Raw genomic sequence first — 21115 nt, forward strand, 5'->3', positions numbered from 1 at the left:
GGACGGTCCCGTCCCGGTGGCGCGCGGCCACCGGGACGGAAACCAGGCGGTACGGAGACGTGAATCCGTCTCCGTCAGCCGGCTGCCTGCGTGCCGCTCGCCCGGCGACGCAGGAGCCAGGCTCCGCCGACGGCGGTCGCGGCGAGAACGCCGGCGCCCGCCGCGATCTGGGTGGTGTCGGGCCGGACGCTGCCGCCGACTCCGGTTTTGACGTGGCCGGTGGGGCCATCGGGGCCTTCGGGGCGGTTCCCGGAGGACGAGCCGTCGTGCTTGCCCGAGCCCCCCTCCTTGGACGGGCTCTCGCGTCCGCCGGAGCTGTCGCGCCCGGACGAGGACGAGTTCTCGCGCCCGGACGAGGACGAGTTCTCGCGCCCGGACGAGGAGCTGTCGCCCCGGTCGGTGCCTTCGCCGCCGCCGTCCGTGCCTTCGCCCCGGTTCGTGCCTTCGCCGCCGCCGTCCGTGCCTTCGCCCTGGCCCGTGCCCTTGTCGCGGCCCGTGTCCTCGTCCCGGCCCGTGCCCTCGTCCCTGCCCGGGGCGGTGAACCCGCCGGCGGAGTCGAGCAGCGAGGGCGCGATGAGGTTGGAGAGGTTGTCCAGGCTGAACGGAGTGTCCGCACCGGACCCGGACCCGGACCCGGACCCGGACTCGTCGCCCGAGGCCCCGTCGTCCGAGGCTTCGTCCCCGGTGGCCCGCGACACGGCATCGGCCGAGCTGATCCGCTGCGCGCCGGCCTCCTCCGCGTACGCGGAGGGGCCGACGGTGAGGAAGCCGAGCGTGGCTATGGTGACCGCCGATGCGGCGGTACCGGTCACTAGGCGGACAGGACGCATGGGGGTTCCTCCGGCGATGGCACGAGTAGGTGTGTCCTGCCCCTGAGCTAACGGGCCGCCAGCCACCCATGCCTGCTGACACCGAGTCAGCTTTCACTCGAACGGACCGGCGTGGCCCTCTTGCCAAGAGGTGATCGTGCAGGTCACAGCGGTGATCGGCGCAGGTGGGGCCGCCCCTCTGCCGCCCGGTGCCGATCGGGTGACCGGAGCCCGGAGGGAAGTGGTGCACGTCACACGCATGACCTCGCGGGTGTCGGGCACACGTCTGTCACCCCCCACGGGACGGTGCACCAGGCCGCCCCCGGCCACCGCCCTCGCCGGACCCATCCCCCCGGGCCCGGTGAGGGCGGATTCGCGCAGCGGGAAAGCAGGCCGGAAGCGGACGGCGCCGGGTCGCGCACACTCCGTCACATTCGATGGCCGAATACTGCGGCAGTATTTCGACCTCGTGGCGAGAACGATCAAGGGCTGGCGGTGGCCCACAGGTGCGGACCAGGCTGGAACTCGCACATTCGTGCTCACGCTCCGTACTCAGAAAGCCCTCGCCGCACATGCACACGTCCCCCAGACCCGGCACCTTCGAGGTGCGTCTCCCCCGTGCGGTGAGGAGGTGCCGGCCATGGTGCGCCATGTGATCCGCAAGGCGACCGGCTGGCTGCTGATGATCGTGGTCGCGACCAACGCCACGTACTTCCTGGCCAGTTGGTTCCTGGACCCCCGGTCGAACTTCAAGGAGCTGCGCCCGGTCCGTACCGAGGAGCAGATCGACCGGGCGCTCGCGCCGTACAACCTGAGCCCGCGGGAGCCGCTGGTCCACCGGTGGTGGGACTGGTTCACCTCGGTGGTGCTCCACTTCGACTGGGGCCGGTCACCGACCGGCGTCCCCGTCAACGGTGAGATCGGCTACCGGGCGCTCATCAGCGGCGAGCTGGTCATCATCGCGACCGTCCTGTCCGTGGTCTTCGGCGTCGCCCTGGCCGTGTACACCGCCTCCCGGCAGTACGGCTGGGCCGACCGGATCTCGCAGGCCGTGTCCATCGCGGTGTTCAACATCCCGACGTCCGTGGCCGCGCTCGCCGTGGTCTTCGTCGCCATCTGGCTGAACCAGAACGCCGGGCTGCACTTCCTCTACGTCGCCGGGGAGAACTCGCCGGGCGTCGAGGGGCTGTTCCCGACGATCGGTGACCGCCTGCTCCATCTGATCCTGCCGACCCTGAGCCTGACGCTGATGGGCTACGTCGGCTATCACCTGACGCAGCGTTCGCTGCTGCTGGACACGATCAACGCGGACTTCGTACGCACCGCCCGGGCCACCGGGCTCACCCGGTCCAGGGCGATCCGCAGGCACGCCCTGCGCGCCGCGCTCATTCCGACGGCGACATCCGTGGCGTTCAGCATCCCGGCCATGTTCACCGGCGCCGTCATCACCGAGACGATCTTCGGCTGGAACGGCATGGGCCGCTACTTCATCCAGACCATCGCCAAGAACGACGTGCACGGCACGGTCGCGACCGCGGCCTTCGCCGCCGCACTGACCGCGATCGGCGCGATCCTCGCGGATGTCGCCACCGTCTTCCTCGATCCCCGAGTGAGGGTGAACTGACGTGGCCACGGACATGACGACCGACGCCGCGTCCGGTGCGACGCCGGCGGATTCCCCCGCGCGGAAGGTGGACGTGCCCCACCTCGGCCTCGGCCGCCTCTACCTGCGGCGCTTCCTGCGCAACCGCCTCGCCGTCGTCGGGGTGGTGATCTTCGTACTGCTGGTGCTGTTCAGCCTGTCCGGCGGGCTGTTCACCTCCTACGCGTACTCCGACGCCGACTTCGCCGCCCTCACCCAGCCACCGAGCGCCACCCACTGGTTCGGCACCAACCAGGGCGGCAACGACGTCTACGCCTCCGCCGTGCACGGACTCCAGCGCTCCCTGGCGATCGCCGTGAGCGTCTCCGCGCTGACCATCGTCGTCGCCGCGGTCATCGGCTCCAGCGCCGCGTACTTCGGGGGCCGGGTGGAGAAGGCGACCCTCGCCGTCATCCACTTCCTGCTGGTGGTCCCCTCGTTCCTCATCCTCGCCCTGGTCTCCCACCGCCTCGCCGGCGACTGGCGGGTCCTCATCGTCGTGCTCACGGTGTTCGGCTGGATGTCCACCGCACGGGTCATCTGGTCCGTCTCGACCTCGCTGCGGGAACGGGACTACGTGACGGCGGCCGAGTTCATGGGCATCAGCGCGCCGCGCATCATCCTGCGCCACATCATCCCCAACCTCGGCTCGCTGCTGATCGTCAATCTGACGCTCGGCGTCGTCGCGACCGTGCTCAGCGAAACCGCCCTGTCCTTCCTCGGGTTCGGCGTCCTGACCCCGGACGTCTCCCTCGGCACGATGCTCGCGGACGGTGCGAGCACCGTCACGAGCGCCCCGTGGCTCTTCGCCTTCCCCGCGGGTCTGGTCGTCCTGCTCACCATGTCGATGACCTTCGTCGGCGACGGGCTGCGCGACGCCCTCGACCCCACGTCCGTGACCGGTGCGGCAGGAGGCCGACGATGACCCTCACGACCCTGGCCGGATCCCCGGCACCCACCGGCGTCACCCCCGTGCTCTCGGTACGGGACCTGCGGATCACCTTCCCCTCCGAGGCCGGCCCCGTCGAGGCGGTGCGCGGCGTCGGCTTCGACCTCCTGCCGGGCCGGACTCTCGGCATCGTCGGCGAGTCCGGCTCGGGCAAATCGGCCACCGCGATGGCCGTGATGGGCCTGCTGCCGCCCTCCGCCGAACTGCGGGGGCAGGTACTGCTCGGCGGCCGGGACCTGATCGGCCTCGGGGACAAGGAACTCTCCGCGGTACGGGGCAACTCCATCGGCATGGTCTTCCAGGACCCGCTGTCCGCGCTCACGCCCATCTTCTCCGTGGGCCGGCTGCTCTCCGACGCCCTGCGCGTCCACCAGGAGCTCACCAAGCGGGCGGCCTGGGAACAGGCCGTCGAACTGCTCGACCTCGTCGGCATACCCGACCCGAGGGGCCGGGCCAAGTCGTTCCCGCACGAGTTCTCCGGCGGCATGCGCCAGCGCGTCGTCATCGCCATGGCCATCGCCAACAAGCCGTCCGTCCTCGTCGCGGACGAGCCCACCACCGCCCTCGACGTCACCGTGCAGGCCCAGATCCTGGACGTCCTTCGGCTGGCGCAGAAGGAGACCGGGGCCGGACTCGTCCTCATCACCCACGACCTCGGGGTCGTGGCCGGCCATGCCGACGACATCGCCGTCATGTACGCGGGCCGGTTCGTGGAGCGCGCGGGCGTCGACGAACTGTTCCGCCGCCCGACCATGCCGTACACCGCGCGGCTGCTCGCCGCCGTGCCCACCGTGGACAGCGGGGTCCACCGCCCCCTGGTCCCGATCGGCGGGGAGCCGCCCGCCCTCGTGGACCTCACCGGCGGCTGCCCCTTCGCGAGCCGCTGTGCCGTCGCCCAGGACGCCTGCCGGGCCGACGAGCCGGAGCTGCGCGAGATCACCGGGCACGGGCACGTGGCCTGCCTGCGCGCGGACGAGATGGCCGACGGCACCCTGGACCCCGCCGGGGACACCGCACCGGACGACCTCCCGGGCGGCTCCGGGCCCACCGCGACCGGCGAGGTGGTGCTCCGGGTCGAGGACCTGGTCAAGACCTTCCCGGTCACCAAGGGCGCCCTCCTCAAGCGCCGGGTCGGCACCCTGCACGCCGTGAACCGGGTGAGCTTCGAGCTGCGTGCCGGGGAGACCCTGGGCCTGGTGGGCGAATCGGGCAGCGGCAAGACCACGACGCTGCTGGAGGTCCTCCGGCTGAAGCAGCCCGAGGGCGGACGGATCGAGATCGCCGGCACCGACGTCGGAACGGTCGATTCCTCTGCCCGCGTACGGGAGTTGCGGCGGGACGTACAGATCGTCATGCAGGACCCGCTGGGGGCCCTGAACCCCCGGCTGCCCGTCTTCCAGCTGCTCGCCGAACCCCTCCAGGCCATCGGACGGGACCGGGAGTCGATCCGCTCCCGGATCCACGAACTGCTGACGCTGGTCGGCCTGGACGCCTCGGTGAGCGGCCGTTTCCCGGCCGCGCTCTCCGGCGGTCAGCGTCAGCGCGTCGGCATCGCCAGGGCCCTGGCGACCGAGCCGAAACTGCTGGCCCTCGACGAGCCGCTCTCGGCCCTGGACGTATCGGTGCAGGCCGGGGTGATCAACCTGCTGGCCCGGCTCAAGCGCGAACTCGGCCTCGCCTACCTGGTGGTCGCCCACGACCTGGCCGTGGTCCGGTACGTCTCCGACCGCATCGCGGTGATGTACCTCGGGCACATCGTCGAGACCGGGGACACCGAGACGATCTTCTCCGACCCCAAGCACCCCTACACCCGGGCGCTGCTCTCGGCGATCCCGGTGCCCGACCCGCGGCGCGAACGCGCCCGCGAACGCGTCGTGCTCCAGGGCGAGCAGCCGAGCGCCACCCGCCCGCCCGCGGGCTGCGTCTTCGTCGACCGCTGTCCCCTGTACCGCCTCGCCGACGAGGACGTGCGCCGACGCTGTCGCACCGAGCGTCCCGAGCCGACGGCGGTGGCCGGACGCCCCGGCCACCAGTACGCCTGCCACGCCGTCTGAGCCGGGTCACGGCACCCCGGGGCACCGCCCCATCCCCTGAACACAGTCCGTCCCTCCCTCCCCGAACCAGAAGGAGCCCTTCCGCCATGCGCGCAAGACTGGCCCTGCCCATCGCCCTCGTCGCCGCCGTCTCGGTCGCCGCCACCGCCTGCGACGCCTCCTCCGGGAAGGACGGGGCCGACACGGCGGGCAAGGACACCCCCAAGGCCGCGTCGGCCGCGGCCGACTACAACCCCGTGCCGTACGACCGGATCAAGGACGGTGGCACGTACACCACCGCCGGGACCTTCGACGACCAGGGCAACCCCTTCAACGTCAACGCGACCCTGACCGCGTCCCGGGTCTGGGCCTGGTACAACGCCGACGCGATCACGTACTCGCCCACCGGCGAGGTGCAGTACAACCCGGACTACTACAGCGACGTGAAGGTCTCCGTCGAGGGCGGCAAGCAGACGGTCACGCTGACCATCAACGACAAGGCCGCCTTCAACGACGGCACCCCGATCGACTGGACCGCGATCGAGGCCACCTGGAAGGCCAACAACGGTTCCGACAAGGCCTTCGACACCTCCTCCACCGACGGCTACGACCAGATCACCTCGGTCCACAAGGGCGAGAACGCCAAGCAGGCCGTCATCGAGTTCAAGGGCGTCAACGCCGCCTGGACGACCCTGTTCAGCACCTTCCTGCACCCCAAGGCCGCCACCGTCGCCAACTTCAACAAGGCGTACGTCAAGAAGGCCCACCCGGAGTGGGGCGCCGGCCCGTACACCGTCGGCGAGTGGGACACCCACTCCGGCGGGATCACCTTCGTCCGCAACCCGAAGTGGTGGGGCAAGAAGGGCAAGCTCGACAAGCGCGTCTACGTCAACCTGGAGTCGACCGCCGCGGTCAACGCCTTCAAGAACGGCCAGCTCGACTACACCTCGGCCGTCGACGCGGAGAGCCTCAAGCAGGTCAAGGGGCTGAAGGGGACGGAGATCCGCAGCGGCGGCAGCCCCTTCGAGTACTCGCTGTACTTCAACACGAAGTCGGCCAACCTCTCGGACACGGCCGTCCGCAAGGCCATCCAGGAGGGCATCGACCGCTCCCAGATCGCGAAGATCCAGTTCCAGGGGCTCGACTACAAGGAGCCGCTGCCCGGTTCGGCGGTGCTGTACAGCTTCCAGAAGGGTTACCAGGACAATGTCTCGACCGTTCTGAAGTACTCGCCGGACGAGGCGAAGAAGACGCTCGACGCGGCGGGCTGGAAGCCCGGCGGCGACGGCATCCGGGTCAAGGACGGCAAGAAGCTGGAGGTCGGCTACACGATCCTCGGCGACGACCCGCTGGACAAGGCCATCGCCGGTGCCTTCACCGCGATGCTGAAGCCGATCGGCGTCGAGGTCGTCACCAGGAAGGCCGACGAGGCGGACTTCTCGAAGATCCTCAGCGAGCGCCGGTTCGACCTCTTCCTGTCCGGGAACCGCTCCATGGACCCGTTCGGCGCCCGCTACCTGTGCGACTTCTACTGCTCGGACCGTGACTCCAACATCACCGGCTCCGGTACGCCTGCTCTGGACAAGGAGATCCGCGCCACCGCCGGCATAGCGGACCTCGACGAGCAGATCGCGGCGGCCAACAAGGTCGAGCAGAAGGCGCTCCGGCAGTACGCCTTCCTGCCGCTGTTCAGCGGCCCCTCGACGTACAGCGTGAAGAAGGGCCTCGCCAACGTCGGCGCCACCATCTTCTACAGCCCGCTCCCGGAGACGGTCGGCTGGGAGAAGTAGCCCGCAGACAGCCGGGCCCAGGCCCCGGTACGGTCGCCGACCGCACCGGGGCCGGGCGCGTCAGACGGTGTCCCACCGCGCGCCGTCGTACGCCTGCCCGATCCGCCGCATCAGCTCCTCGTCCACCACGAATTCCATGTCGTCGATCCGCCCGACCGGCGCGATGCCCTGCGAATTGGCGAGGAACGCGGACCGGAACGCGCCCAGCCCGTCCAGGGTCACCGGACGCCGTACGGACTCCATCCCCGCGCCCGGCAGTTCACGCTCCAGCAGCGCCATGGTGATGCCGATCAGGCACGGCGCGTCGGGCCAGACCACCGAAGTGCCGTCCCAGAAGCCGACGTTGGTGATCGCACCCTCCGTCACCGTGCCGTCCGGCGCGGTCAGCAGAGCCTCGTCGAACCCGGCGCGGGCGGCCAGCCGCGCGTAGTACGTCTGGCCGAACTCGCCGGGCCGCTTGATGTGCGGCACGGTACGGACGTACGGGACGGACATCAGGGCGTGCGGTTCGGCGGACTTCCGGGCCGGCCCGCGCACCGTGACCATGACGGTCGTCTCCGCGGCCCCCGGCGGCGGATAGCCATGGACCCGGACCGAGGCGTCCCGCACCCCGGCACCGTCCAGCGCGTGCCGGACCAGCCCGCGGACCCGTTCCCCGTCCAGCGGGCGCTCGAACAACTCCCGGTTCGCGGCGTCCAGCCGAGCCAGATGCAGATCGAGGCCGCGCACCTTTCCGTCCCTGACCTGCATGGCCGTGAAATGGCCGTAGCCGAGGAAGGCCGGAATCCGCAGGTCCGCCTCGGTGGCCGGACGGCCGTCGAACTCGGCGTACGGGAAGGGCGAGGGCGGGGGAGTCACCATGCCTCCACCGTAGCCGCGACGCCCGGCGGGGCTGACCGGCACGAGGCGCTTGACCTCAACCTCGGTTGACATACGAGTCTTTCGGCATGGACCTCACCACAGCATCCTCTTCGCCCTCGTCCACCGCGCCCCTGAAGGTCGCGGTCATCCTCGCCAGCAACCGCGAGGGGCGGTTCGCCCCCGTCATCTCCGACTGGTTCCTCTCGCACACCGGCCTCCGCCCCGACATCGAGACCGATCTGATCGACGTCGCGGAACTCGACCTCCCGGTCGCGCTCTCCTTCCGGCCCGACGCCGACGCGCAGGCCCGGCTCGCGGCCGTCGCGTCCAGGCTGGCGGCGGCCGACGGTTTCGTCGTCGTCACCCCCGAGTACAACCACTCGTTCCCGGCCCCGTTGAAGAACCTCATCGACTGGCACCGCGACGAGTGGCAGGCCAAACCCGTCGCCTTCGTCTCGTACGGCGGGGTCTCCGGCGGGCTGCGCGCCGTCGAGCAGCTGCGGCAGGTCTTCGCGGAGCTGCACACCGTCGGCATCCGCGAAACCGTGTCCTTCCACAACGCGGGCGCCCTGTTCGACGACGAGGGCAGACACCGGGACCCGGCGGGCTGCGACGCGGCGGCCAAGGTGCTGCTCGACCAGCTGGTCTGGTGGGGGCACGCCCTGCGCGACGCCAAGGCGGTCCGCCCGTACGGCGCCTGACCCGGGAGCGCTGCGCCGTGCCGCGACGTCCCCGACAATCGACGGGTACCGGGACACCCCGCCACCCGACCCCGCAGGAGCCGAAAGTGACGACGCCGGCATGGCTGACCGTACTGACCACGACGGACAGCGAGGAGAAGGCCCATGCCCTGGCGCAGGGCGCGGTGGAGGCGCGGCTCGCCGCCTGCGTACAGATCTCCGCGCCCGTCACCTCGGTCTACCGCTGGCAGAACGCCATCGAGACCAACGAGGAGTGGCAGCTGCTGTTCAAGACGACAGCGGAGCGGTACGAGGAACTGGAGGCCCATCTGGAGGCGGCGCACGACTACGAGACCCCGGAGATCATCGCGGTCCCGGTGGTACGGGGCAGCGCCCGCTACCTCGCCTGGGTCTCGGGCGAGACCGCTCCGGTCACCTCGCTGTAGGGCCGGTCCGGCGGACCGGGGCCGGACCGACCCCAGCCCCGGGCCCTCCCGGGCCGCGGGGCCTACCGCTCCCCGGCCGCCAGCGCCTCCCCGATCCCCGTCTCCTGGGGCCCCAGGAAGTGCGGATCGGGCTTGAAGACGGCGTCCAGCGCCGCCTTCCCCGCCGCGAACACCTCCCGCGTCCCGCCGTAGTACCAGGTCGCGTCGTGCTTGGCGTCCACGCCGACCCCGTACGCGTCGATCCCCGCGGTCCGGCACAGGGCGATCGCCCGGCGGATGTGGAACCCCTGGCTCACCAGCACCGCGCGGTCGACCCCGAAGATCTTCTTGGCCCGCACGCACGAGTCCCAGGTGTCGAACCCCGCGAAGTCGCTCACGATCCGCTCGTCCGGCACCCCGTGCTCCGTGAGATAGGTACGCATGGCATCCGGCTCGTCATACTCCTTCCGGCTGTTGTCACCGGTCACGAGCACGACCTTCACCTTCCCGTCCCGGTACAGCTCGGCGGCGGCCTTCAGCCGGTTGGCGAGATACGGCGACGGCCTGCCCTGCCAGAGCCCCGCCCCGAACACCACGGCCACCTGCTGCGCGGGCGCGTCCGCGGTCGTCCTGACCCGGGCGTCGGCGACGGAGTACATCCAGGTCATGGGCGCCAGCCCGGCCACACACGCGAGCATCACCCCCTGCACGGCCCGCCGCTGCCCGCGCCGCGTGCGCGGCCATCGCGGCCGCAACCGCCCGAGCACCTGCCGTCCCGGCCACTTCACCCGCATGGGAGCCCCCTCTTTCCGTGCCGTGCTCCGTCGTCCCACTTGATCGGACGAACCGGAGGCCGAAAGAGTTCTCCGACGGGCGGGACGAATGCCGCACGGCCGCTCAGGTCCGGCCTCACCGGTCCGGGACCGCGCGGGCCGCCGGGCGGTCCGGCCAATACCATCGCCCAATGCTGCGTCCACGACTGATCGCCTCCGATCTCGACGGCACCCTCCTGCGCAACGACGGCACCCTCTCGCCCCGCACCCTGCGCGCCCTGCGCACCGCCGAGAGCGCCGGCGCGGAGATCGTCCTCGTCACCGCCCGGCCGCCCAGGTTCGTCGACCGGCTCGCCGACGCCGCCGGCTTCGCGGGCACGGCGGTGTGCAGCAACGGGGCGATGGTCTACGACATCGGGACGCGCACCGTCGTCTCCTCCCGCGCCCTGCCGCTCACCACCGCCCGCCGCGTGGCCACCGCGCTCGCCGCCGCCGTGCCCGGGATCGGCTTCGCCCTGGAGACCGGCAACCACATCCTGTACGAACCGGCCTACCGCCTGCGGCTCTCCGAGGACGTCGGCGCCGAGCTGCCCGTACCGGCGCTCGCGGACCTCTGGCTGGCCGATGTCCCCGTCACCAAGCTCCTCGCCTGGTCCGACCGGCTCGACGCGGACGCGCTGCTGGCCGCAGCCGAGGCGGGGGCGGTCGACGGGGTGCAGCTCACCCATTCCGGTGGGCGCGGACTGCTGGAGATCAGCGCGTCCGGCGTCACCAAGGCCGGCACACTGTCGGTGCTGTGCGCCGGGCGCGGCATCGAAGCCGCTGAGGTCATCGCCTTCGGCGACATGCCCAACGACCTGACCGTCCTCGAATGGGCCGGCACCGGCTACGCGATGGGCAACGCCCACCCGAGCGTGCTGGCCGCGATACAGACGCACACGCTCAGCAACGAGGAGGACGGGGTCGCGGACGTCATCGAGCGGCTCTTCGGACCCGCCCGCTGACCCGGCGGCACGTCACCCGTCACCCGCTCGCAACGGCGCGGCAACCTGCCTCCCGCACCATCGAGCCATGACGCAGCCGGCACCGGCCCAGGAGTCCCTGCCCCTCGACAGCACGGCGCAACTGCTGACCCGCATCACCGCGCAGCTCGGCACCCAGCTCGGACTGGTCACGCGGAACGGAACCCGAAGGACCGCATCGGCCCAGCCGGCCCGGTCCCGGCCACCGGACAGCCCCCAGAGCATGTCCGCGGCATCCGCGGCATCCGCAGCGCCTGCAGTGAAAACCTGATGAACGGACATTTCCGGGCGCCTGCCTGAGCCTTCTTGTCGGTCCGGCCGTTTACTGTCGGACCATGGACGGCACGCACGGCACGCAGGACCACGGCACGCACGACCACGGCACCGGCCCCTACGGCGCGGCCGACGCCGAGCGCTGGGACACCGAGCCGGACAAACGGCCGGGCCGCACCGCGTTCCAGCGCGACCGTGCCCGGGTGCTGCACTCCGCGGCGCTGCGGCGGCTCGCCGGAAAGACCCAGGTCGTCACCCCGGGCACCCGCGGGCACGCCTGGGACGCCAGCCCCCGGACCAGGCTCACCCACTCCCTCGAATGCGCCCAGGTCGGCCGCGAGCTCGGGGCCGCGCTCGGCTGCGACCCCGACCTCGTCGAGACGGCCTGCCTCGCCCACGACCTGGGCCACCCGCCGTTCGGACACAACGGCGAGCAGGCGCTCAACGACTTCGCGTCGGACTGCGGGGGCTTCGAGGGCAACGCCCAGTCGCTGCGGCTGCTGACCAGACTCGAACCGAAGCGGTTCGTGCCCGACACCCGCACCGGCGAGCTGGTCAGCGTCGGGCTCAACCTCACCCGGGCCGCCCTGGACGCCGCCACCAAGTACCCGTGGCCGCGCGGCGAGCACCCCACCGACCCCGGCTCGCCGAAATTCGGGGTGTACGAGGACGACCTGCCGGTCTTCGCCTGGGCCCGCAAGGGGGCGCCGAGGGACCGCAAGTGCTTCGAGGCCCAGGTCATGGACTGGTCCGACGACGTCGCCTACTCCGTGCACGACTTCGAGGACGGGCTGCACGCCGGGCACATCGACCCCGACTGCCTCTACTCCGAACCGGAACGGGACGCGATCTGGGCGGTCGCCATCGGCCGCTACGTCCCGGCGGACACCGACCCCCAGGAGCTGGCCGACGCACTGGACCGGCTCGTCGCCCAGGACTGGTGGCCGCACGGCTACGACGGATCCGCCGTCGCCCAGGCCCGGCTGAAGGACGCGACGAGCCAGCTGATCGGCCGGTTCTGCCTCGCCGCCGAGAGCAGCACCCGGCAGGCTCACGGCACGGGCCGCCTCGGCCGGTACGCCGCCGAGCTGGTCGTCCCCCGCGAGGCCCGCAACGAATGCGCGGTGCTCAAGGCGGTCGCCGACCGTTACGTCATGCAGCGTGCCGAGCAGGAGGCGATCCGCGCCGACCAGCGGATCGTCATCGCCGAGCTGGCCGCCGCCCTGACCGCCCGCGCCCCGGAGGGACTGGAGCCGCAGTTCCGGGCGCTGTTCGACGCCGCCCGTGACGACAGGGCCCGCAAGCGGGTCCTGGTCGACCAGATCGCCGCCCTGACCGACGCCTCGGCCCGCTCGCTGCACGTGTCGCTCACGGAGCGCAGACACCGGGTGTGACCTGATCGGGGTACACCCTCTTTCGCCATCACGCTGCGTGCGGGACGCTCGCAGTTGGCGGCGCCGCGAAGCAAGCACCGAGGAGGCACCAAGTGGTCGACGCACATCGCACGTTCGTCATCGTGGGCGGAGGACTGGCGGGAGCGAAGGCGGCCGAGACGCTCCGGGCGGAGGGTTTCAGCGGCCGGGTGATCCTGCTCGGCGACGAACGCGACCACCCGTACGAACGGCCTCCGCTCTCCAAGGGCTATCTCGCCGGCAAGGAGGAGCGGGACAGCGTCTTCGTCCACGAGACCGCCTGGTACGCGGGCGCCGACATCGAGCTGCACCTGGGGCAGCCCGTCACCTCGCTCGACCGGGAGGCCCGCGCCGTACAGCTCGGCGACGGCACCGTCGTCCACTACGACAAACTGCTGCTCGCCACCGGGGCCGAGCCGCGCCGCCTCCCCGTCCCGGGCACGGACCTGACCGGCGTCCACCATCTGCGCCGCCTCGCCCACGCCGACCGGCTGCGCAACGTGCTGACCGCACTCGGCCGCGACAACGGCCATCTGGTGATCGCCGGGGCCGGCTGGATCGGCCTCGAGGTCGCGGCGGCGGCCCGCGGGTACGGCGCCGAGGTCACCGTCGTCGAACCGGAGCCGACCCCGCTGCACCAGGTCGTCGGCCCCGAGCTCGGCCAGATCTTCACCGATCTGCACAGCGACCACGGGGTCCGCTTCCACTTCGGCCTCCGCCTCACCGAGATCATCGGCCAGGACGGCCTGGTGCTCGCCGTCCGCACCGACGACGGCGAGGAGCACCCCGCCCACGCCGTGCTCGCCGCGATCGGCGCCGCGCCCCGCACCGCCCTCGCCGAGACCGCCGGGCTCGCCATGGCCCCCCGCGCGGTCGGCGGCGGCATCGCCGTCGACGCCTCGCTGCGCACCAGCGACCCGCACATCTTCGCGGCCGGTGACGTCGCCAACGTGGACCACCCGCTGCTCGGCATCCGGCTGCGCGTGGAGCACTGGGCGAACGCACTGAACAGCGGCCCGGCCGCGGCCCGCGCCATGCTCGGCCAGGAGGTCAGCTACGACCGGGTGCCGTACTTCTTCTCCGACCAGTACGACCTCGGCCTCGAGTACTCGGGCTGGGCGCCGCCGGGCAGCTACGACCAGGTGGTCATCCGGGGCGACGCGGGGAAGCGGGAGTTCATCGCCTTCTGGCTGAAGGACCACCGGGTGCTGGCCGGGATGAACGTCAACGTGTGGGACGTCACCGAGACCGTGCAGGGGCTGATCCGGTCAGGCCGGCAGGTCGACCCGGACGCGCTGGCGGACCCGTCGGTGCCGCTGGAATCCCTTGGCTGAGCCGCTCCCGGACCGGCACGGCCGTCCCGCCCCGGGCTCCCGGGCGGGACGACCCGGCCGGTCCGCGCGGTCCCACCGGTTCCATGGATCACATCGGCGCGCTCCACGGCTGTCGTAGCCCACCCGTAGACTTCACCCGTGGCAGGCAGGATCAATGACGACGATGTGAAGGCGGTACGGGACGCGGTCCCGATCGACGCCGTCGTTTCCGAGTATCTCCAGCTGCGCAACGCGGGCGGTGGCAACCTCAAGGGACTCTGCCCGTTCCACGACGAGAAGTCCCCCTCCTTCCAGGTCAGCCCGAGCAAGGGTCTCTTCCACTGCTTCGGCTGCCAGGAGGGCGGCGACACGATCGCCTTCGTGCAGAAGATCGACCATCTGACGTTCGCGGAGGTCGTCGAGCGGCTCGCCGCCAAGGCGGGCATCACCCTGCGGTACGAGGAGGGCGGCTACAACCCCTCCCACCAGCGCGGCGAGCGCATCAGGCTGGTCGAGGCGCACAAGGTGGCCGCCCGGTTCTACGTCGAGCAGTTGGACGGCCCCGAGGCCGAGATCGGCCGGAAGTTCCTCGCAGAGCGCGGCTTCGACCAGGCGGCCGCCGCCCACTTCGGCGTCGGCTACAGCCCGGCCGGCTGGGACCACCTCACCCGCTATCTGCGCGGCAAGGGCTTCAGCGACAAGGAGCTGATCGCCTCCGGCCTCTCCCAGGACGGCAGGCGCGGCCCCATCGACCGCTTCCGCGGCCGGCTCATGTGGCCGATCAGCGACACCTCCGGCGACGTCGTCGGCTTCGGCGCCCGCAAGCTGCGCGACGACGACAACGGACCGAAGTACCTCAACACCCCCGAGACCGCGATCTACAAGAAGTCCCAGGTGCTCTACGGCATCGACCTGGCGAAGAAGGACATCGCGAAGGCCAGCCGGGCCGTGGTCGTCGAGGGCTACACCGACGTCATGGCCTGCCATCTCGCCGGGATCACCACCGCCATCGCCACCTGCGGCACGGCCTTCGGCGGCGACCACATCAAGATCCTGCGCCGGCTCCTGATGGACAACGGCAGCGCCCGCGTGATCTTCACCTTCGATGGTGACGCGGCCGGGCAGAAGGCCGCCCTGCGCGCCTTCGAGGACGACCAGAAGTTCGCCGCCGAGACGTACATCGCGATCGCCCCGGACGGCATGGACCCCTGCGACCTGCGCCTGGTCAAGGGCGACGAGGCGGTCCGCGACCTGGTCGAACCCCGCACCCCGCTCTTCGAGTTCGCGCTCCGCCAGATCGTCGGCCGGTACGACCTGGAGACCCCGGCCGGCCGCGGTGCCGCGCTCGACGAGGCGGCACCCGTCGTCGCCCGGATCAAGAACAGCTCCTCGCAGCACGAGGTCGCCGTCCAGCTGGCCGGCATGCTCGGCATCCTGGACACCCAGTTCGTCGTCAAGCGCGTCGGCCAGCTCGCCCGCTGGGCCCGCGAGCGGGGCGACCAGCGGGGCCCCGGCCAGACCCCCTCCCGCGGCGGCCCCCGGCACCAGCAGGTCCAGGCGCCCCCCGCCGCCCCCTCCGGCCCCGCGCTCAACCTCCGCAGCCCCGCCCACCGCACCGAGCGCGAGCTGCTCAAGCTCGCCCTGCAGAAGCCCGCCCTGGTCTCCCCGGCCTTCGACGCCTACGGGGCCGACGAGTTCACCGCCCCGCCGTACGCCGCCGTCCGGCAGTGCATCGCTGAGGCCGGCGGCGCCGAGCTGGGCGTCCCCGAGACCCGCGAATACCTGGTCCAGGTCCTGGACGCGGCGCCCAACGACACGGTGCGCAATCTGGTCACCGAGCTCGCCGTCGAGGTCTTCCACGGCAAGACCATCGACGAGACCTACGCGGGCATGCAGCTCGTCCAGGTCCGGCTGCGCGCCGTCGACCGCCGGATCAACGACGTACAGGGCAGCCTCGCCCGCCTCGGCAGCAATGTCGCCCCGGACCACCTCGCGGCGGCGCAGAACGAGGTCTGGGTCCTCCAGCAGTACGCCCAGTCCCTGCGCAACAACGGAGCCGACGCGCTCTGACACGCCGGCCCGGCAGCGGGAGCGCCCCCGCGTAACCGGCCGGTCACGGACCGGACTCAGAAAGTCCCCGCACGCCCCTCGTGGCAGCGATGTGTCTTACCCCACACTGGGGTGCGGTGCCTGAGACATCGGAGCGCGGCCGGCCCATCGAACGGTGGTCCTCCATCCCCGCGGTCCGGCAGCGATCACCTGGAGGTCGCCCCCGTGCAGACCCGGACCCTGACCAAAACCGAGCACGTCTCGGCCGTCCCCGCGCAGAACCGGGCCGTGCACCATCCGGAGGGCGCGGTGGAGCCGCCGATACCGAACGAGCCGCCCGACCCGCCCGAGGTGCTCATGGAGGAGCCGCCCAGGGCGCCGGAGCAGTCCGGGCCGAGGAGCCGCCCGGAGGCCGCCGGTCCGTCCTCCGACCTCTTCCGCCAGTACCTGCGGGAGATCGGCCGGATCCCCCTGCTCAGCGCCGCCGACGAGGTGGAGCTCGCCCGCCGTGTCGAGGCCGGGCTCTTCGCCGAGGAACGGCTCGCGAGCGCCCCCGACCCGGACACCCGGCTGGCCGTCGACCTCGATCGCCTCGTCGTCATGGGGAGGATGGCCAAACGCCGCCTCATCGAGGCCAACCTCCGGCTCGTCGTCTCCGTCGCCAAGCGCTACGTCGGCCGCGGGCTGACCATGCTGGACCTGGTCCAGGAGGGCAATCTCGGGCTGATCAGGGCCGTCGAGAAGTTCGACTACGCCCGGGGCTACAAGTTCTCCACGTACGCGACCTGGTGGATCCGCCAGGCCATGTCCCGCGCCCTCGCCGACCAGGCGCGCACCATACGGGTCCCGGTCCATGTCGTCGAGCTGATCAACCGGGTGGTACGCGTCCAGCGCCGGATGCTCCAGGAGCGCGGCTACGAACCGACCGCGGAGGAGGTCGCCGACCAGCTCGACCTCACCCCGGAGCGGGTCGGTGAAGTCCTGCGGCTCGCCCAGGAACCCGTCTCGCTGCACGCCCCGGTCGGCGAGGAGGAGGACGTCGCCCTCGGTGACCTGATCGAGGACGGCGACGCCGCGTCCCCGGTCGAGTCCGCCGCGTTCCTGCTGCTGCGCGAGCACCTGGAAGTGGTGCTCTCGACCCTGGGCGAGCGCGAACGCAAGGTGGTCCAGCTGCGCTACGGGCTGGACGACGGACGGCCCCGCACCCTGGAGGAGATCGGCAGGATCTTCGGCGTGACCCGCGAACGCATCCGCCAGATCGAGTCCAAGACCCTCAGCAAGCTGCGGGACCACGCCTTCGCCGACCAGCTCCGCGGCTACCTGGACTGACGCCGCGAGGGCCCGCACCGCCGGACAGCGGTACGGGCCCTCACTTACGTACGAACGCGCAGCGCCCTTAGTCGACTTCGGCGACCGCCTGCGCGAACTGCGCCGAATACAGCCGGGCGTAGGCGCCCTCGGCGGCCAACAGCTCCTCGTGGGTGCCCTGTTCGACGATCGAGCCGTTCTCCATCACCAGGATGATGTCGGCGTCCCGGATGGTGGAGAGCCGGTGCGCGATCACGAAGCTCGTGCGGCCGTGGGCCAGCCGCGCCATCGCCTTCTGGATCAGCACCTCGGTACGGGTGTCGACGGAGCTCGTCGCCTCGTCGAGCACCAGGATCACCGGGTCGGACAGGAACGCCCGCGCGATGGTGATCAGCTGCTTCTCGCCCGCGCTGACACCGGAGCCCTCGTCGTCGATCACCGTGTCGTAACCGTCCGGCAGGGTGCGGATGAACCGGTCGGCGTGGGCCGCCCTCGCCGCCTCCTCGATCTCCTCCCGGGTGACCTCGCGCGAAGCGCCGTACGCGATGTTGTCCGCGATCGAACCGCCGAACAGCCAGGTGTCCTGGAGGACCATGCCGATGCCCTGGCGCAGCTCGTCGCGCGACATCTTCGTCACGTCGACCCCGTCCAGCGTGATCCGGCCGCCCGTCACCTCGTAGAACCGCATCAGCAGATTGACGAGCGTGGTCTTGCCGGCCCCGGTCGGGCCGACGATCGCGACCGTGTGACCCGGCTCGACGTTCAGCGACAGATCCTCGATGAGCGGCTTCTCCGGGTCGTAACGGAACGACACCTTCTCCAGCGAGACGCTGCCCCGCAGCTCCTTCGGGCGCTCCCGCTCGCCGGGCGCGGGGTCGGTGCCCTGCTCCTCGGCGTCCAGCAGCTCGAAGATCCGCTCGGCCGAGGCGACGCCCGACTGCACCAGGTTCGCCATCGAGGCGACCTGGGTCAGCGGCATCGAGAACTGCCGCGAGTACTGGATGAACGCCTGCACATCACCGATCGACAGCGCGCCCGAAGCGACCCGCAGACCGCCCACGACGGCGATCAGCACATAGTTCAGGTTGGAGACGAACATCATCAGCGGCTGCATGATCCCGCTGTTGAACTGCGCCTTGAAACCGGCCTCGTACAGCGCTTCGTTCTGCTCGGCGAAGTCCCGCGCGGACTCCTCCTGCCGGCCGAAGACCTTCACCAGGGTGTGCCCGGTGTACATCTCCTCGATGTGGGCGTTGAGCTTGCCCGTCGTCTTCCACTGCTGCACGAACTGCGGCTGCGAGCGCTTGCCGACCTTCGTCGCCACGAACGCCGAGAGCGGCACCGTCACCAGCGCGACCAGCGCCAGCAGCGGCGAGACCCAGAACATCATGATCAGCACGCCGACGATGGTGAGCAGGGAGTTGATGAGCTGGCCCATCGTCTGCTGCATCGTCTGCGAGATGTTGTCGATGTCGTTCGTCGCCCGGCTGAGCACCTCGCCGCGCTTGGCCCGGTCGAAGTACGACAGCGGCAGCCGCGACAGCTTCGTCTGGATGTCCTCGCGCAGCTGGAACACGATCCGGTTGATGATGCTGATCGACAGCCGGGTCGCCACCAGCATCAGCAGACCGGCGCCGACATAGACCGCCAGCGCCACCAGCAGTACGTCGGCCACCGCGCCGAAGTCGATGCCGTGACCGGGGACGAAGTCCACCCTGGAGAGCATGTCGGCCAGGCCGCTGTTGCTCGCGCGCAGGCCCTCGATGGCCTGCTCCTTGGTCGCCCCCTCCGGCATCTTCCGGCCGACGACCCCGGCGAAGACCAGGTCGGTCGCCCGGCCGAGGATCTTCGGCCCGACCACCGACAGGCCCACGCTCAGCGCACAGGCCACCAGCATCACGTAGAGCGAGGTCTTCTCCGTCGCGAAGCGCTTCAGAAGCCGCTTCGAGGACCCCTTGAAGTCCATGGACCGGTCGGTCGGCGCCCCGCCCGCCATCATGCGTCCGCCAGGCCCGGCCATTACGCGGCCTCCGCTTCCGTCAGCTGGGAGAGCACGATCTCCCGGTACGTTTCATTGCCGTCCATCAGCTCGTGATGGGTGCCGGAGCCGACCACCCGGCCCTCGTCCAGAACCAGGATCCGGTCAGCGTCGCGGATGGTGGACACCCGCTGCGCCACGATCACCACGGTCGCCTCGGCCGTCTCCTGGGTGAGGGCCCCGCGCAGCGCGGCGTCGGTGGCGTAGTCGAGCGCCGAGAACGAGTCGTCGAAGAGATAGATCTCCGGGCGCTGCACCAGCGTCCTGGCGATGGCCAGACGCTGCCGCTGCCCGCCCGACACATTGGTGCCGCCCTGCGAGATCGGCGCGTCCAGACCGTGCTCCAGCGCCGTGACGAACTCCTTGGCCTGCGCGACCTCCAGCGCGTGCCACAGCTCCTCGTCGGTCGCGTCCGGGTTTCCGTACCGCAGGTTCGTCGCGACCGTCCCGGAGAACAGATACGGCTTCTGCGGAACGAGACCCACGGTCCTCGCCAGCAGCGCCGGCTCCAGCGTCCGCACATCCGTGCCGTCGACCAGCACCTGGCCGTCCGTCACGTCGAACAGCCGCGGTACGAGACCGAGCAGAGTCGACTTCCCGCTGCCCGTCGACCCGATGATCGCGGTGGTCTCGCCGGGGCGGGCCACCAGATCCACCGACCGCAGCACCGGCTCCTCGGCGCCCGGGTAGCGGAAGTCCGCGCCGCGCACCTCCAGATGACCGCGGGCGAGGAGCTTGCGGACCGGCTTCACGGGCGGGACCACGCTGGACTCGGTCTCCAGGACCTCCTGGATGCGCTCGGCACAGACCTCGGCGCGCGGCACCATCATGAACATGAAGGTGGCCATCATCACGGACATGACGATCTGCATCAGATAGGCGAGGAACGCGGTCAGTGCGCCGATCTCCATGCCGCCGCTGTCGATGCGCTGGGCACCGAACCAGATCACCGCGATCGACGAGACGTTCACGACCGTCATCACGGTGGGGAACATCAGTGCCATCAGCCGGCCCGTGGACAGCGCCACATCCGTCAGCTCGGTGTTGGAGCCGCGGAACCGCTCCTCCTCGTAGCCGTCCCGGACGAAGGCGCGGATGACGCGGTTGCCGGTGATCTGCTCGCGCAGCACCCGGTTCACCGTGTCGAGCCGCTCCTGCATCGTGCGGAACAGCGGGCGCATCCGCCGCACGATCAGGCTCACCGCGATGCCGAGCACCGGCACCACAGCGAGCAGCACCGCGGACAGCGGGACGTCCTGGCCGAGCGCCATGATGATGCCGCCGACGCACATGATCGGGGCCGACACCATCAGTGTGAACGTCATCAGCACCAGCATCTGGACCTGCTGGACGTCATTGGTCGTACGGGTGATCAGCGAGGGCGCCCCGAAGCGCCCCACCTCACGGGCCGAGAACGACTGCACCCGGTCGAAGACCGACGCTCGGATGTCGCGGCCGAGCGCGGACGCGGTACGGGCGCCGAAGTAGACGGCCCCCATGTTGCAGACCACCTGGGCGATGCTGACGGCGATCATGATGCCGCCGAATTCGAGGATGTAGCCCGTGTCGCCCTGCACGACACCGTTGTCGATGATGTCGGCGTTCAGCGTGGGCAGGTAGAGGCTGGCGCAGGTCTGCAGCAGTTGGAGGAGGACCAGCAGCAGGATGGGTTTTCTGTACGGACCGAGATAGGCCCGCAGGAGTTTTATGAGCACGCGTGTCTCTCGGAGTCGGCAGA

At 70.9% G+C, this 21115-nt stretch carries 17 protein-coding genes; 12 read left to right on the forward strand and 5 right to left on the reverse strand.

The features are described 5' to 3' along the window. Positions 1-74 precede the first annotated feature (74 nt). Positions 75-830 (reverse strand): hypothetical protein, encoded by a 756-nt coding sequence (locus tag OG842_RS26645; protein ID WP_266733170.1) that lies wholly within the window; start codon positions 828-830, stop codon positions 75-77. Positions 831-1449: 619 nt separating this feature from the next. Between OG842_RS26645 and OG842_RS26650 the strand changes: the two genes are divergently transcribed. From OG842_RS26650 to OG842_RS26665, 4 genes are all read left to right on the forward strand, one after another. Beyond that, complete coding sequence (locus OG842_RS26650; protein ID WP_266733172.1) at positions 1450-2433, forward strand: ABC transporter permease; 984 nt, start codon at positions 1450-1452, stop codon at positions 2431-2433. Position 2434: 1 nt separating this feature from the next. After that, a complete protein-coding gene (locus tag OG842_RS26655) occupies positions 2435-3376 on the forward strand; it encodes an ABC transporter permease (protein WP_266733174.1) in 942 nt (313 codons plus the stop codon). After that, positions 3373-5454, forward strand: a complete 2082-nt coding sequence (locus OG842_RS26660; RefSeq protein ID WP_266733176.1) for a dipeptide ABC transporter ATP-binding protein — start codon at positions 3373-3375, stop codon at positions 5452-5454. The genes OG842_RS26655 and OG842_RS26660 overlap by 4 nt, the downstream gene beginning before the upstream one ends. A gap of 86 nt (positions 5455-5540) precedes the next feature. Further along, positions 5541-7223 carry an ABC transporter family substrate-binding protein gene (locus OG842_RS26665; protein WP_266733178.1) on the forward strand — a complete coding sequence of 561 codons (1683 nt, stop codon included), beginning with the start codon at positions 5541-5543 and terminating at the stop codon, positions 7221-7223. 60 nt (positions 7224-7283) lie between these two features. Here the strand turns inward: OG842_RS26665 and OG842_RS26670 are convergent, their stop codons facing one another. Beyond that, positions 7284-8084, reverse strand: a complete 801-nt coding sequence (locus OG842_RS26670; protein ID WP_266733179.1) for an aminotransferase class IV family protein — start codon at positions 8082-8084, stop codon at positions 7284-7286. A gap of 86 nt (positions 8085-8170) precedes the next feature. Here OG842_RS26670 and OG842_RS26675 point away from each other — a divergent pair, with 86 nt between their 5' ends. Together OG842_RS26675 and cutA are read left to right on the forward strand one after the other, a co-directional pair. Beyond that, positions 8171-8785 carry an NADPH-dependent FMN reductase gene (locus tag OG842_RS26675; protein WP_266733180.1) on the forward strand — a complete coding sequence of 205 codons (615 nt, stop codon included), beginning with the start codon at positions 8171-8173 and terminating at the stop codon, positions 8783-8785. Between the two features lie 86 nt (positions 8786-8871). Beyond that, the gene (cutA, locus tag OG842_RS26680; protein ID WP_266733181.1) at positions 8872-9210 is read left to right on the forward strand and encodes a divalent-cation tolerance protein CutA; all 339 of its coding nucleotides are present in this window, start codon (positions 8872-8874) and stop codon (positions 9208-9210) included. Between the two features lie 62 nt (positions 9211-9272). On the opposite strand, the gene OG842_RS26685 is transcribed toward cutA, so the two are convergent. After that, positions 9273-9983, reverse strand: a complete 711-nt coding sequence (locus OG842_RS26685; RefSeq protein ID WP_266733182.1) for a SanA/YdcF family protein — start codon at positions 9981-9983, stop codon at positions 9273-9275. 185 nt (positions 9984-10168) lie between these two features. On the opposite strand from OG842_RS26685, the gene OG842_RS26690 reads away from it, so the two are divergent. The 6 genes from OG842_RS26690 to OG842_RS26715 all read left to right on the forward strand — a co-directional run bounded on the left by OG842_RS26690 (position 10169) and on the right by OG842_RS26715 (position 17360). Next, entirely contained in the window at positions 10169-10966 is a 798-nt protein-coding gene (locus tag OG842_RS26690) for a Cof-type HAD-IIB family hydrolase (RefSeq protein WP_266733837.1), read from the forward strand. Positions 10967-11033: 67 nt separating this feature from the next. Next, positions 11034-11255 carry a hypothetical protein gene (locus OG842_RS26695; RefSeq protein WP_266733184.1) on the forward strand — a complete coding sequence of 74 codons (222 nt, stop codon included), beginning with the start codon at positions 11034-11036 and terminating at the stop codon, positions 11253-11255. A gap of 64 nt (positions 11256-11319) precedes the next feature. Continuing rightward, positions 11320-12651, forward strand: a complete 1332-nt coding sequence (locus OG842_RS26700) for a deoxyguanosinetriphosphate triphosphohydrolase (RefSeq protein ID WP_266733185.1) — start codon at positions 11320-11322, stop codon at positions 12649-12651. 92 nt (positions 12652-12743) lie between these two features. Further along, positions 12744-14003, forward strand: coding sequence for an NAD(P)/FAD-dependent oxidoreductase (locus OG842_RS26705; RefSeq protein ID WP_266733187.1), 1260 nt, complete (start codon positions 12744-12746; stop codon positions 14001-14003). A 138-nt stretch (positions 14004-14141) separates the two neighbouring features. Then, positions 14142-16052 carry a DNA primase gene (gene dnaG / locus OG842_RS26710; RefSeq protein ID WP_266733188.1) on the forward strand — a complete coding sequence of 637 codons (1911 nt, stop codon included), beginning with the start codon at positions 14142-14144 and terminating at the stop codon, positions 16050-16052. A gap of 204 nt (positions 16053-16256) precedes the next feature. Next, a complete protein-coding gene (locus OG842_RS26715) occupies positions 16257-17360 on the forward strand; it encodes an RNA polymerase sigma factor (RefSeq protein ID WP_266733189.1) in 1104 nt (367 codons plus the stop codon). Between the two features lie 67 nt (positions 17361-17427). Here the strand turns inward: OG842_RS26715 and OG842_RS26720 are convergent, their stop codons facing one another. Together OG842_RS26720 and OG842_RS26725 are read right to left on the reverse strand one after the other, a co-directional pair. Beyond that, positions 17428-19359, reverse strand: coding sequence for an ABC transporter ATP-binding protein (locus tag OG842_RS26720; protein WP_266733190.1), 1932 nt, complete (start codon positions 19357-19359; stop codon positions 17428-17430). After that, complete coding sequence (locus OG842_RS26725) at positions 19359-21092, reverse strand: ABC transporter ATP-binding protein (protein WP_266733191.1); 1734 nt, start codon at positions 21090-21092, stop codon at positions 19359-19361. Before OG842_RS26725 ends, OG842_RS26720 begins: the two co-directional genes overlap by 1 nt. Between the last annotated feature and the right edge of the window lie 23 nt (positions 21093-21115).

This window comes from Streptomyces sp. NBC_00376 (assembly GCF_036077095.1).
In the GTDB taxonomy this organism is placed as follows: domain Bacteria; phylum Actinomycetota; class Actinomycetes; order Streptomycetales; family Streptomycetaceae; genus Streptomyces.